Here is a 13,975-nt window from a genome sequence, read left to right on the forward strand (position 1 = left end):
TTTGTAATGGTTTTTCCACTTCTAGTGCTTGTCTAAATCTTAAGCCTGCAGATTTTTGTTCTGTCATCGTCCTTTCCTTGAAATGTTATGAATGAATGTGAAGTGTTGTTTATTCCACTGCGAGTAAAATTGAGCCATAACTTGCTCTTAAATCTTTTTTCAGGACTTTGCCTGTACCTCCAACGGGAATACTATCGACAAAAACCACGCGATCAGGAATTTGCCATTTCGCAATTTTACCCGTGTAATAATCCAAAAGTTCAGCTTCAGACACCTGACTGACTGCGGTCTTTTTCGCGATGAGGATTGGTCGTTCATCCCATTTGGGATGGCTCGCAGCAATGACTGCCACCATGTCTATTTCAGGGTGTGCGATGGCAATATTTTCTAGTTCAACAGAGGAAATCCACTCTCCGCCTGATTTGATAAGATCTTTAGAACGGTCACTGATGACCATATAGCCATCTGAATCAATAGTTGCCATGTCACCCGTGTCAAACCAACCATCTGCGGTGAGTGCATTGCTAAATTGATCGAAATAAGACTCTACGATCCAGTGCCCTTTAATTTGCAAATGCCCTGTGGTTTTTCCATCTGTAGCCAATTCAGTACGACTCTTTTCAGCATCACAAATTCGAATGCTAACCCCAAACGGTGGGCGGCCTTGTGCGAAACGCAAGCTCGATTGCGCCGAGTCATCCAACTGTAAATGTTTGGCCTTGAGTTGATTCACCACGCCCAAAGGACTGGTTTCTGTCATGCCCCATGCGTGAATGGTTTCACACTGAAAATCATCTTTAAACATTTTCAGTATTGACGGTGGGCAAGCTGCGCCGCCAACCACATTACGTTTTAAGCTGACGAGTTTGCTGCCTGATTGCTTCGCTGCTGTAAGCAGTCCTTGCCAAATGGTTGGTACACCTAAAGCTGTTGTCACTTTGTATTGATCAATCAGCTGAACCAAGCTTGCTCCATCCAACATCGGTCCCGGCAGCACCATACTGCAACCGACCATAGCCGCTGCATAAGGCGTGCCCCATGCATTGACATGGAACATAGGAACAACAGGCAAAATACAATCTTGCGCAGAAAAGTTAAATGAATCAGGCAAACAGGTGGCATAGCTATGCAAAATACTTGAACGATGGCTGTATAAAACCCCTTTAGGATTCCCAGTCGTACCCGAGGTATAACACAGTGAACTGGCTTTAGTTTCATCCAATTCTGGCCACTCAAAATGTTCACTTTGCTGTGCGATTAACTCATCATAAAACAGCACTTCAGGTAAGGCTTTTTGAATGTCTTCATCATAAGCATCGAGGCAGATAAAATGCTCTACATACGGAATGGATGGTTTAATAGATAGAACTAGATTTAGGAAGGTTTTGTCAAAAATCAAAGCCTTATCATTTGCATCGTTAATAATATAGCTGAGCTGCTCAGGAAAAAGTCGTGGGTTAATGGTGTGACAAACCAACCCACTGCCCGATATGCCATACCATGTTTCTAAGTGACGATGATTATTCCATGCAATAGTGGCCACACGGTCGCTCACTGCAAAACCGAATGACTGCAATACATTGGCAAAGCGCTTTGAGTTTTTCGCAATTTTCCCCCAGTCTGTATGCAGCATCGACCCATCAGTATTTTTGGAGATAATGGCTGTATCCGCATGATAACGAGCGGCATGTTCAATCAGGCTGCTAATCAACAAAGGTTGAAACATCATATTTCCAATCATCAGAAAATTCCTTTTTAAAAATCTTTTTAGACTTATTGTTTAAGATCCGCATACGATCGGTCTTGGTCATTTGTTTTTTAAAATACTGTCTTTTTCCATCTTCATTTTGTCATTTGGTTGCGTTATTTAGTCATTTGGTCACTTATACACAAAAACTTAAATCTTCTAATTTATTGTTTTAATTAATTATTTATACAAATATTCGATATTATAAAAAATGATAATTAACTCAAAGCGAATCTTTGGGACATGCACCTGATTTCATATGATTTTTTAAGCTTTTAATGAAAAAATACGCTGAGCAAGGTCAGGCTTTAGAAAGAAAACTGCAAAAATATAGAAAAGACGAGGCGGAAAACTGTTGTGACTACTATTACTGTCCTGAAGTTTAATTTAAATAAACTTTGGATACACGAGTGTGGCAAGGATGCAACACGTTACTCATCAGAACAGGGACGTTATGTATGGGTGACAAAGGCTTTTTCTTACTTTTGGCCTTTCAAATTAAGGTACTGCCTACACAAGCGTCTTTCAGCTTTGATTGAAAAGTTAAGGCAACAGACGTACATGACTTTATCAAAATTATGGAAAAACAGTGGTACGATTAATTTTTTAATAGGATAAATATAGATGGATCGAATGATTTTAAGCACCCATCAAATGCCGAAAGCATATTTTAAGAAATAAGAATGAAGCTTAATCTGCACGCTTTAAGCATGCAGATTCATCCGTCTCCAACGCCCGGGCGTAATACCATACCATCGCTTAAATGCGCGGGTGAAATTGGCTTGGTCGTCATATCCCACTTGATTGGCCACTTCAATAATCATGAGTTTTTTATTTTTAAGTAACTCCGCTGCAATTTTTTTGCGTGTGGCTTCAAGCAAGGCTTCAAAGCTAGTCTGATGTTTATTCAAATAACGGTACAAAGTAAAACGGTGAATCGAAAAATATTCAGCCACACGTTCGACATTACAACTTCGGTGCGGCAATAATTCCTCAATAATTTTACAAATCTGACCAATCATATCGACACGATCGTGACTTTGCAGCTCAGACAAATGCTGACGCAAAAATTGATCTAACTGATGGTCATGCCCTGCTCTTTTTTGATCTAGTTGTTCCTGCGGAAATAAAATTTCGTGCTGTGACTGACTAAACCACACAGGACAGCCAAATGCTTTTTCGTACAGATGCGCACACTTCGGCTTCGAATAAGAAATGCGCACCAAAGCTGGACGCCAAGATTTACCCAAAATCAGCTCAATAATAGACACCATCGCAACCAAATACGCGGTTTGATATTGTTCTTTTCCGGGAATGTCACCATCGATATGCATGCAAATACGTGCATAGCCGTCATCTTCTTTCAAATCTAATTTTTGCCCTCTGTACCACATACTGCCGTACTGAAAGAGGCTCTGCATGGCATCCCGCATGGTCGCGGCATTCAGCACCAAAAAACGTAATGGCCCAATATTTGAAAATTGTGCTTTTTTCCCAATCACTAAACCCAAATGATCACAGCCCGTTAATGCTTCAACGGCTTGAAAAATACTGCCCTGTGTTTGTAGAGAAATCGGCAATAAATTGTTTTTTAAGTCTTCGCGCTGAATCCCAAAATGCTCAAATACAGTACGCGCATCGAAACTGTTTTCTTCTAAATAGTTGGCAATCAGGTTCAAAATTCCAATAGGATTGGACTGTGGTTGTCGTTTTAAATCAATGCTGTGCATCGTTCCCTCTATATATGTCGATATATTCAGCACATGACTGCCTGATATCCCTATTCATTTTGAATATTTAATACTTCAAACATGCTGTCAAAATTCTAAGTGCATTTCATTTCAATCCAGTGCCAATGCTACGAAATCATGGTCTGTTTAGACCATGATTCAGATGAGCCAAATATTCACTTTCAAACAAACATCCTAGCTCTTTTTAAAAATTCACTTTGAATGCGAACGAGGCAAAATCTCGGTCATCGATGGTACTGAAGTCATTTGAACCAAAGAAACTGGTATAAGCCATTTCTGCGGTATATCGTTGGCGGTATGTTGCAGACACCGCTGCGGCAACACTCATTTGACCTTCCTGAAAGTTTTGGCTAAAACCATCGACATCATGGCGGAACAACACACTTGGGGTAATCACAGTTGCAGGCAGTAAATCTTTATAGACTAAAGCACCGCGCAAACGATATCCGTATGACCATTCTGTAAAAAAGCCTTCGGTATTACAAAAGCGCTCATTTAAACGGTCAATTTCATCATTGGACAGATGCGCCGTTCCATAAGGCGTACATTGGTTGGCTTTGGTTTCTGGATCATACGCACCTGATGACAACTCGCTACGCCCAAAAGCACCGACACGACCAAAACGGTTGTTCCCGATGTCACCGATATGATTCACCGCCACTTCAGCAGCCCAAGTAAAGGTATTGGCTCCGAAGACATTTGCTAGACTATTACCAGCACCGAGTGAAAATTGAGTCACGGGCGCACGTGCATAACCTTGTAAATATTGCCCAAACTCTGCCGATGTTCCTGCCTCTGTTAGCGGCGTATTTTTGTCTAAGACTTGTGCATAGACAATATCCGTACCATTAAACTGCAAAGGCTGGTTGGGTTTATGCGTTAACTCACTAAACACTGAGGTTGTACCGACTTTGCCTGCCAAGCTGAGTCCATACATTTTGATGTCTTCAGGATAGATCGAGAAAAACTGTGCGGTACTAAAGTTTGCTGGCCCTGCCGCAGTGACGGCTGTACCGTCAAAATTCGCGGTTCGATTATGATAATTTGCAAAATACAGCCCGAGCTCAGCATTGTTTAACTTGGGCAACGTTTGCTTTAAGGAAAAGCCATACTGTCCGCTGTCTTTGGCATAACGACTTTCGCTACGCGGGATATAAGATTTGGCATCTAAAGCCGTATCTGTAAGTTTATCGCCCGGCATCACAGTAATGACGATCGGCCCACAGTTTTCTGGCACAAAGTCCGAAATGGCAAAGAATGTCTCACAACCATCGACCACAGACGGTCTAAACTTAAACTGATAGAAACCTTCAAATTTTAAATGTTCATTGATCCCAGCTTCAAAGGAAAACATTTCGGTTGGAATCACACGTTCTCTTGCATCACCACCGGGACGGTTCATGGCAGCATAATCAAAAGCGCTGACACTATTGAGTCCATTTTGGAAGAACTGTGATTTGCCCCACTGTAAGGTATGTTTGCCCAGTTTCATATTGGCACTTTGGCCATTATCTAAAGCAAAGTTTTTCCAAACATAGGCATCCCACAGGTCGATGCCTTTAAATTTGGCCAGTCGGGGCCATGCCGAATCATCAAAAGCTTTGAAATCACCTTCACCTGTTTCATAAGCATGGTCATACCAATACTTCGCACTGACCACTGCACCCTGCTGTTTTCCTTTTAAGTTCAGCTCGGTAAAACCTTTCACCACTTGTGAAATCACATCGCCTTCATTAAAGTTCACGCGACCATCATCACCATTGATATCAATGCTATGGCCTTCTTTTCCAATATGGTTTGCATCGGGTTTGTAGACCAGTGAACTAGATGCCTCTTGGGTGCTCCAGTTTGTCCCAAAGCTAAGAACAGTTTTAGTTTCAAGCTTCCACTCCTCATTTAGATCAAAACTCGCCGCTGAAACTTCCGAGATGACCAAAGCAAGGCTTAAACAAAGAACCGTTTTTTTCATCAATGCAATATGATGATTTTGTCTGTTTAAAGACACAAATTGACCGACCATATCATCTCCATATCGATATGATTTATTTTTAAATACTGTGATTTATTTCAATATAAATGCTGATGATTTCTGGCTATTACACCGCCACCTTCCACAAAGCACATTTCTTTAAACTCAACATCTTCTCTCCACATCTCTAGTTATTCTGTAAAGCCATCCTTTGGCTCGGGATTTAAATTAACTGTTTTAAAATGTTCAAATTTGTCTTTTGGTCATGCAAATTGGTCTTTAGGTCATTTGCATGAATTGATTTTTCGAGATTGAAATTCAAAGGTGAACTCTGCCTCTCGACTAGGAAACTTGCTCTATGGACAAAGCATCCAACTGCAAGATCAATTGTTCAGCCTGAGGCCAATCGCCAAAACCTGCTGCTGGGTTCAAATGCCCTACAGCACCCGCGTTGATCAACTGACTGCCCCATGTCTCTGCCATTGCCTCAACGGCTTGATATTGTGCTAAATGATCGTTGGTACTCGCCACGACGATACTTGGAAATGGCAGTTTTTGATTCAGTAATGGACTCCAGCCTTCGTTTTTAAGAATCTCAGGACTTGGATAATGCTCAGGCCAACTTTCCGCCAAGTCAGGTGGTGTAACCAGCAACGCCCCTTGAATATCATGCTCATGCAAAGCAGCCCAATGTATAGTCATCAACACGCCCGCGCTATGCGCCACCAAAATAACCGGCCCTTCGATTTTTTTCAGCTCGGCTTCAATACGTGCAACGCGGTTTGCGCAATTCAATTTGTCTGTTTCTGCTGGCGGAACGGCGCGAACTTTTATCAGCTTCGACTCAAGTAATGTTTGCCAATGCGCAGCAACGTGATCGCGCAAACCCGGAATAATGAGGACCGTTGCCTGTGTAAATATTTTTTCCATGGATACACCTATTTAAGCCTGATGCTTTTTAATCAATGCGGCGCATTGTTGTATCCAACATAGAGGGATGGTCGCCAATTCGATATACATAGGGCGACAATGACTTATCATTTGATGACAAATCATCAAATCTATAACATTTTAGAATGCACTCTATAAACAATCTAAGCGTTTGATTTTAATCAATTTAGTAAATTACGTGGTTTAATTTATGCAACACATTTCATGTTTTTATTCAAATTTTGCCGATTGCTTAAAAAAATAACTGACTCAATAATACGCTTGCGTTTCAGAAAGGATCCGCTGAAACCATAAAAAAAATAGCAAATGAAAAGGAAATTAAAATGAGTCAAATCTGTAAAATAGTCGTGCCTATTGCATGCCTATTGCATGCCTATTGTCAGTAAATTTTGCTTATGCGGATTCTACAAACTTTAAACGCTGGGCAGTCAGCGCAGGTTGGATGCATGTCATGCCTCAGGGGAAGGCCAATTCCACCCATGTTACCACTAACGTTGAAGAAGGCGGCAGTTATGGGGTTGGATCATTATGGGCTGCAGACGTTGTTAACTATGAAACAAATGCTCAAAAAATAGTAGACAAAGGAGGATTTGAAGGACTTTCGATGAAAAGTATCCTGAAGCAAGGTCAGTCTAATCCAGATTTTAAAGTTCCGGCTACTCTACTGAAAGGTGCGAAATCTAATATCTCCGGTATTTCAGATTACACCAGCTCCGGAGGTATGCAAGTTGAAGATACTGATACCTTGGGGTTAACCCTGAGCTATTTCGTGAACGATAATGTTTCCTTAGAGTTGATCGGTGGTATTCCACCTAAAGTTGATATTAAGGGTGTGGGAGAAATCAGAGCCGTTGCTGTATCTGTTGCTAATACACCAGGAGTTGGTGCACCTACTTATTTAAATGGCTTAGAACTGATTAAAAACACCTTAATTACAGACCTTGGTGCGCATGGCACGGTTGCTGAAGTGACTGCATGGACACCTGCGGTCACAGCAAAGTACCACTTTGGTACGTCAGGTAAAGACCGATTCCGTCCATTTGTTGGCGCAGGTGTGGTGTATGGACATTTCAATAAATTAAAGCTCAATGGCGGTGTCGAAGAAGATCTCATCCAAGCGGGCTACATGATTGATAATATTTTGAATGGCCGCGCTGGTGAAGCACTGCATGGCGGCAAAGGCAGCTCTACAGCGACCCCTGAGGTGAAAGTCAAAACCAGTGATGCCTTTGCACCTGTACTGACTGCAGGCTTTACCTATGACTTTACCGACCGTTGGTTTAGTACGGGTTCACTTAGCTATATGCCAAACTTTAATAACGTCGCAACTGTGACTGTCACCGACACGTCTACAGGCCGACAATTAATTAAGTCCACCACCAAGATTGATCTCGACCCATTAGTGACTTATGTCGGGGTTGGCTATCGTTTCTAAATGATAGAAAATACTGAACATATCAAATGAAACATCGCATTCAGATTTTGATCATCTCAGGCAGGTCATTTTGCCCACCCAAATCAATCTCTGAAAATGCCCTCATTTGAGACTCAAGTTATCGCATTTTATTTACAGGCTAATTCTTATTCGATATAGGAATTAGTCATTTTTAAATCTGAATGGTTTCTTGATAAAATAAAACAGATTTTAATCAAAAAACCGCACTACTTAAGTGCGGAAACTGATACTTTTATAGTACTGGATATTGCTTAAAAATAAGTTCAGTCAGGACGACTGAAGTAAAAATAGGGAGCTTAAAGTGATTCCACTTGCCCATACGGCTGTACTCAAAAATTATTTGAATGTTAGCCAACAATTCAATTTCAATCCTTATTATTTGCTTTCTAATGCAGGGCTTAATCCTGCGCAGCTCAATGACCCGAAACAACGTATCCCTGTCGACAAAGCCATTGCGCTGTTAGAACAATCTGCTGAAATAAGCGGCTGCGAAGTATTCGGACTGCTTATGGCGGAACAGCGTCAAATTGCTGACTTTGGTGAATTGAGTCTACTGTTAAGTTATCAGCACACTTTACGTGATGCGCTACAAACCATTGTTATGTATAGAAACTTCATTAACAATGCGCTTGAGATGTATATTGAAGAAGCTGGCAATACGGTGATTATTCATTTGGAAGTTGTGGGCGCATCGACCGAATACAGCCGCCAAGCCATCGAATTGGCTTTGGGTGTCACCCATCGTTTTTGTGCAATGTTGCTTTCGCAAAAGTGGCGTCCACTGGGCGTACATTTCACCCATAGCGCACCACAAAATTTGGCTATTCACCAACGGGTTTTTGGTTGTGCTTTAGAGTTTGGTAGCGAATTTAATGGTATTGTTTGTACTGTAGCAGAGCTAGATAAAGCCAACCCGCAAGCCAATACAGCCATGGCAGATCATGCGAAGCGCTATCTTGATATTGATCTGCTGCAAAATGAAAATGAATCCTCCATCATTTTCGATATTCGAAAAAGTATTTATCTTCTTTTACCTATGGGACGTGCCACGATAGATCAAGTGGCAAATCTACATGGGATCAATGTCCGGACCTTACAGCGCAGATTGGAAGCGTCTCAAACCAGTTTTAGTATTTTAACCAACGATGTGCGTCGGGCTTTAGTTTTCCGCTATCTGCAAAATATGAACTACTCCCTTGGACAAGTCTCAGACATCTTGGGCTATTCTATGCCAAGCTCTTTCACCCGTTGGTTTATTGGTCAGTTTGGCGTTTCACCCCTAGCTTGGAGAAATGACCATAAGGGCGCTACTCATTAATAAATGCATGAAATAGATCTACTTCACATTAAAGCTGATTCATCCTATTTGAATGAATCAGCTTTAATCATTTAAAAGTCCGTGTAATACATAGCATTTTGCCAGTCAGTGCGCTGCAATCACTGACTGGCAAATAACGTACTGAGTAGCTCAATGTTATAACGTCATTAGAACATCCAATGCATCAGTAAAAGTACCAAGACCACAAGGAAAATACTCTCTCCCACCATCAATAAGATCGGTTTGATACCCACTGTCGCAAGTTCTTTAAACTGCGTTTTCATGCCCAACGCACTGATGGAAATAATCAAACACCAACGCGACAGCTCATTCATACCACCTTGAACCACCATAGGCACCCAGCCAGTACTGTTTACACAAGCCAAAATTAAAAACCCAACAGCAAACCATGGTAAAAGTGGCGGACGTGGCCCTGTAGACTCTACGCCTTGCATGCGTGTAATCATGGCTGCACAAATAATCACAGGCAATAACATCGCTACACGCATGAGTTTTACCACCGTTGCGGTATCGCCAGTTTCAGTCGACATGCTATAGCCAGCGCCGACCACCTGAGCAACATCATGAATGGTTGCGCCCAAGAATACTCCTGCTTCAGTCGGTGACAAGGCCAACCATTCTGCAATCATCGGATACACAATCATGGCAATGGTCGACAATGCAGAAACGCCAATCACCGTAAATAATGTCGCCTTTTCTTTTTGTGGATGATTCGGTAAAGCAACAGATAAAGCCAACGCAGCTGAAGCCCCACAGATGGCCGTTGCACCACCTGTCAGCATACCAAATAGTTTTTGAAAGCCTATTAACTTGGCAACGACAATTGAAACTGAAATCGTGACAATAATTAAGGTAATCACGAGTGCAATAGGCTGCCAACCCAATGCGGTGATTTGCGCTAAAGTAATCCGCATTCCGAGCAGCGCAATGCCGATACGCATCACCGTTCGTGCGGTGAACTCAATGCCTGCTTTACAACGGCCTTCAACTGACAAAAAGCTCAGCCCCATACCCAGTAATAAGGCAAACAGCATGACAGGAGCACCATAGTGTTCCGATAAAAAACTTGCTGCTGCCGCTGCCACTAAGCTAATACTAAAACCAGGTGCCAAGGCTTGAACTTTTTGACGAATATTATCTGCATAGCTGAGGCTAAATTGGCTAGAACTATTCATGTTGTTCTCCGCTATCTAGCACGATCAACACCTGTTCTCCAACCTTTTGTACAGGATAAGATGCAACACGGAGTTTCGTGGAGTTGAGTAAGTAGCCACTGGCCAAGTCAAAACGCAGCCCGTGTGCACAACATTGGATGACCTTTCCTTCTAACTTGCCGCCGCATAAGGACGCACCTTGGTGTGGGCAACTGTCATCAATGGCATATAATTGATGTGCAACGTTAAACAAAGCCAATGTTTTAGCGCCAACTTGCAAGAAGCAGCGTTCCCCTACAGCAGGAACTTTGGCTTGAGGGACTTCAAAATGTGTAGTCATGCTATTTCTCTCCGTTCGACCAGAGCATCAAGCATGGCTTTATAAAGTTCATCCGCAGGACGGGCACCGACCATAGCAAAGCTACGATCAAAAACAAAATACGGCACGCCTTTCCCTCCCGTATCACCATTAAAAAATGGCATATGTGGTTTCGCTAAAAGCTCATCAATTAGCTCTTCAAAAAAACCACAATAAATGGCAATTTTACGTAATACCTCAGTATCACTAATATTTTCTGAATGGTGAAAATAGGCTGAATACAGCCCTTCGAGGAGTCGATCACTCTGGGCTGCATCACATATTTTGTTTGCGTTTGCATAAAAACTATGTGCTTTGGCTGTATTTGGCATACGTGGAATACGGTCAAAGTCGAGATCAATTGAAACTGCTTTGGCCGCCTGACGAACTTGCGCTTGGCGCATGCGAACAGCAGTCATACTGCCCAGTCTTTGTAAATAAAACGCATTAAAAGGAATGCCATCTACAGGAATATGCGGCAAAAGCTGCACGCCCCTCCACTGAAGTTTCACAATGACGTCGGGATGGCTATATCGTAATTTTTCTATTGCGACCTGTAACTGACGTTTCCCGATCATGCACCACGGGCAAATAAAATCAAAAAAAACTTCAATATTGATTTCACGAGTCATCACTTATCATCCGTATCTAATGCTGGGTTGTGTTGAATATTCATCGGTATTGCCTGCGCATTAAAACGGGCAACATCGCGGACATAATGTTGTTTTGCGTAGAAAAATACCGCCGCAGCTGCAATGCTCATCAGCGGCATCAGTTGAAACGCATTATGTAGTCCAATCAGATCTGAAACTTTGCCGACCACTAAAGGCCCCAAAGCTAGACCGAGGAAATTATTGGCTAAGGTTAATGTCGCAAAAGCGGTACTATGTACAGAGTTATGTGTGAGGTTTGCGACCATGGCGCTTGATGGGCCATTGGTGCCAAGTGCAATAAACATCCCAAGACAGATCATCAGTAACTGTGAATTACCCGCGGGCATTGCAAATGCAATGGATAACAACACACAGCCAATCAAGCAAAATGCGATGGCTAATGTGACTTTGCGAACAGGACGATCTCGTCCTAAGCGGTCACACAACATGCCGCAAAGAATGGTGCCAACCGCACTACTGAGTACGATAAGTGCTGCAATTAACCCAGCTTTGTCGGTACTCATACCGTAGTAACGGTTGAGATAACTCGGGAACCAAACGATCACCGTTCCACCCACAAACAACTGCAAACCACTGCCAATATAAGTCGCAATGACTGAGCGGCTGGAATAAATAGAACGTAATGGATTGGTCGATTTATCCTGTTTTTGTTCTGCACGAAGTTGGCGGCAAGTCTTACCAATTTTTGTTTCTTTCACAATGACTGGATATAAAAAGGCCAGAATCAGCCCAAATACAGCCATGCCTGCAAATGCCCAGCGCCAACCGAAATGCTCGGCCATCACACCACCAAGCGCCATGCCTAGAAATGAACCGAACACGCCACCCGCCATAAAAGCACTGGCTAAAGTGGCACGCATATCGCGAGGGAAAACTGCAACCACCACTGCAATACCGACACTGCCATACGCTGCTTCACCCACGCCGACCATAAAACGTGCCATAAACATTTGTTCATAGTTTTCCGCAACGGCGCAGCCTAAAGTGGCTAAACTCCATAGCACGGCCATAAGTGTTAAGCTTTTCACCTTGCCAAATCGGTCTGCCAAAATGGATAAAGGCAACGTCAATAAGCCCACCATTAAAGCCACAATGCCACTGAGTAAACCCAGCTGGCTATCGCTCAGCGTCCACTCACTTTTGATCAAAGGAAAGACCGCATTCAGCACTTGGCGTGACATATAGTCAGAGATGAGCAAGCCAAAAGTTAAAGCAAAAACCAACCACGCATACTTACGTGGTACGTCAATCGATGTATCTAAACCATCTGTAGAACTGGCATATTGATGCGCGCCCATACGACCTCCTTGTGTTTCTTATACGTTCTAATTCTCATTCTTCATAAAAATTGCACTTGATCCGCAGCACAATCATCTTGGTGACTCAGTCCGAGTCAACATTCCATTTGACTCGGCTTATGTTCATTTACTTTTTTAATCGTGACTTGTTAACCGACTTTACGATTCATTTCATATGTGTTTTGGTCAGATGTAACTTCATGAATACGTTGCGGAACACCTTTTTGCCCCACTTTACGGTTCGGTGCCATACCATTTGCCAGCAAGGTTTCTTCAATACTGTTGTACTGCACACCAATACGGTAAATCTCACGCGCTTCTTTGCCAGTCGCCACTTCACGACCCAATTCATGGGCAATACGAACAGTTTGTTCAATTTGTTGTACTGAACCAAAACGCTGACCACGGTGATCAATAATCGTATCTTCATTACCGACACGTGCATGTAAGCCCATTGCCATAGACATAGTGTTAAATGGTAGAACGTTTTTCAGTAATGACTCTGAAGTTAAGGTGCAGCCATCTGGCACACGATGGATAAAGTTAAAGAAGTTAAATGGATTTGGCCCATCAAAACCACCACCAATGCCAATCCACGTCAGGTTCAACGGCCCCATGTATAAGCCTTTACGCACCATACGCTCTAAGGTTTCAAGACCATGCATACCGGTTAATTGGAAATGTGGTTGAATACCATTTTGAGTGAGACGCTTTAAATGTTCGGTCAACCATGCAGGTCCTGCGGGTACAGTCATTTCTGCATAGGCTTCTTGAATGGCAGGATGCTCAAGTGACGTACCTTTTAAATACTCTGGGTACAAAAGCTCCATAATATTCATTTGCGTGGTGTTTACTGCAACCGTCACCTGATCAGGTTTTGGGGTCAGTTCTGCCAACATATGACGGGTATCATCACTAAGCCAAAGCGCAGCTTCACCTTCACTTTCAGGCGCAAATGAAATTGAACCACCAACCTGAATAATCATATCAGGCACAGCTTCACGCACCCCTGCAATCAGTTCATTGAACTTAGACAAACGCTTTGAGCCTTTGCCATCCAGTTCACGTACATGCAAATGCAGTACAGTTGCACCCGCCTCATAGCACTCCACTGCTTTTTGAATTTGCTCTTCCATCGTGACAGGAATGTCTTCTGGAAAATCTTCTGGCATCCACTCTGGGCCATAAGGTGCAACCGTAATAACCACTTTATCCATGTTTTCTGGGTGCAAAGAATCGTCAAAGAATTGCATGTGCATCTCCCTTTATATTATTCAA

10 protein-coding genes and 1 pseudogene are annotated in these 13,975 nt (G+C 42.6%); 2 read left to right on the plus strand and 9 right to left on the minus strand.

All coding sequences use genetic code 11. The features are described from left to right. Nucleotides 1-109: 109 nt before the first annotated feature. The 4 genes from RR876_RS15270 to RR876_RS15285 form a co-directional block, all read right to left on the minus strand. Entirely contained in the window at nt 110-1,741 is a 1,632-nt protein-coding gene (locus tag RR876_RS15270) for a long-chain-fatty-acid--CoA ligase (protein WP_332478235.1), read from the minus strand. 710 nt (nt 1,742-2,451) lie between these two features. Beyond that, nucleotides 2,452-3,477, minus strand: a complete 1,026-nt coding sequence (locus RR876_RS15275; protein WP_332478234.1) for an AraC family transcriptional regulator — start codon at nt 3,475-3,477, stop codon at nt 2,452-2,454. Nucleotides 3,478-3,682: 205 nt separating this feature from the next. Further along, nucleotides 3,683-5,518: a DUF1302 domain-containing protein gene (locus RR876_RS15280; protein WP_332478233.1), complete on the minus strand. Its 1,836-nt coding sequence runs from the start codon at nt 5,516-5,518 to the stop codon at nt 3,683-3,685. Between the two features lie 291 nt (nt 5,519-5,809). After that, nucleotides 5,810-6,397 carry an alpha/beta hydrolase gene (locus tag RR876_RS15285; RefSeq protein ID WP_332478232.1) on the minus strand — a complete coding sequence of 196 codons (588 nt, stop codon included), beginning with the start codon at nt 6,395-6,397 and terminating at the stop codon, nt 5,810-5,812. A 344-nt stretch (nt 6,398-6,741) separates the two neighbouring features. On the opposite strand from RR876_RS15285, the pseudogene RR876_RS15290 reads away from it, so the two are divergent. Then, nucleotides 6,742-7,853 (plus strand): annotated as a pseudogene (locus RR876_RS15290) (OmpW family outer membrane protein). A gap of 322 nt (nt 7,854-8,175) precedes the next feature. Further along, entirely contained in the window at nt 8,176-9,192 is a 1,017-nt protein-coding gene (locus RR876_RS15295; protein ID WP_004980013.1) for an AraC family transcriptional regulator, read from the plus strand. A 167-nt stretch (nt 9,193-9,359) separates the two neighbouring features. Here RR876_RS15295 and RR876_RS15300 read toward each other — a convergent pair whose 3' ends face one another. From RR876_RS15300 to RR876_RS15320, 5 genes are all read right to left on the minus strand, one after another. Then, a complete protein-coding gene (locus RR876_RS15300; RefSeq protein ID WP_332478231.1) occupies nt 9,360-10,388 on the minus strand; it encodes a putative sulfate exporter family transporter in 1,029 nt (342 codons plus the stop codon). Further along, nucleotides 10,381-10,707, minus strand: coding sequence for a Rieske 2Fe-2S domain-containing protein (locus RR876_RS15305; RefSeq protein ID WP_332478230.1), 327 nt, complete (start codon nt 10,705-10,707; stop codon nt 10,381-10,383). Before RR876_RS15305 ends, RR876_RS15300 begins: the two co-directional genes overlap by 8 nt. Next, entirely contained in the window at nt 10,704-11,357 is a 654-nt protein-coding gene (locus tag RR876_RS15310; protein WP_332637100.1) for a DsbA family oxidoreductase, read from the minus strand. The genes RR876_RS15305 and RR876_RS15310 overlap by 4 nt, the downstream gene beginning before the upstream one ends. After that, nucleotides 11,357-12,697, minus strand: a complete 1,341-nt coding sequence (locus tag RR876_RS15315) for an MFS transporter (protein WP_332478228.1) — start codon at nt 12,695-12,697, stop codon at nt 11,357-11,359. The genes RR876_RS15310 and RR876_RS15315 overlap by 1 nt, the downstream gene beginning before the upstream one ends. A 149-nt stretch (nt 12,698-12,846) precedes the next feature. Continuing rightward, complete coding sequence (locus RR876_RS15320; RefSeq protein ID WP_332478227.1) at nt 12,847-13,950, minus strand: 3-keto-5-aminohexanoate cleavage protein; 1,104 nt, start codon at nt 13,948-13,950, stop codon at nt 12,847-12,849. Nucleotides 13,951-13,975 lie beyond the last annotated feature (25 nt).

The sequence above is a fragment of the Acinetobacter sp. genome (assembly GCF_036666595.1).
Taxonomy (GTDB): Bacteria; Pseudomonadota; Gammaproteobacteria; order Pseudomonadales; family Moraxellaceae; genus Acinetobacter.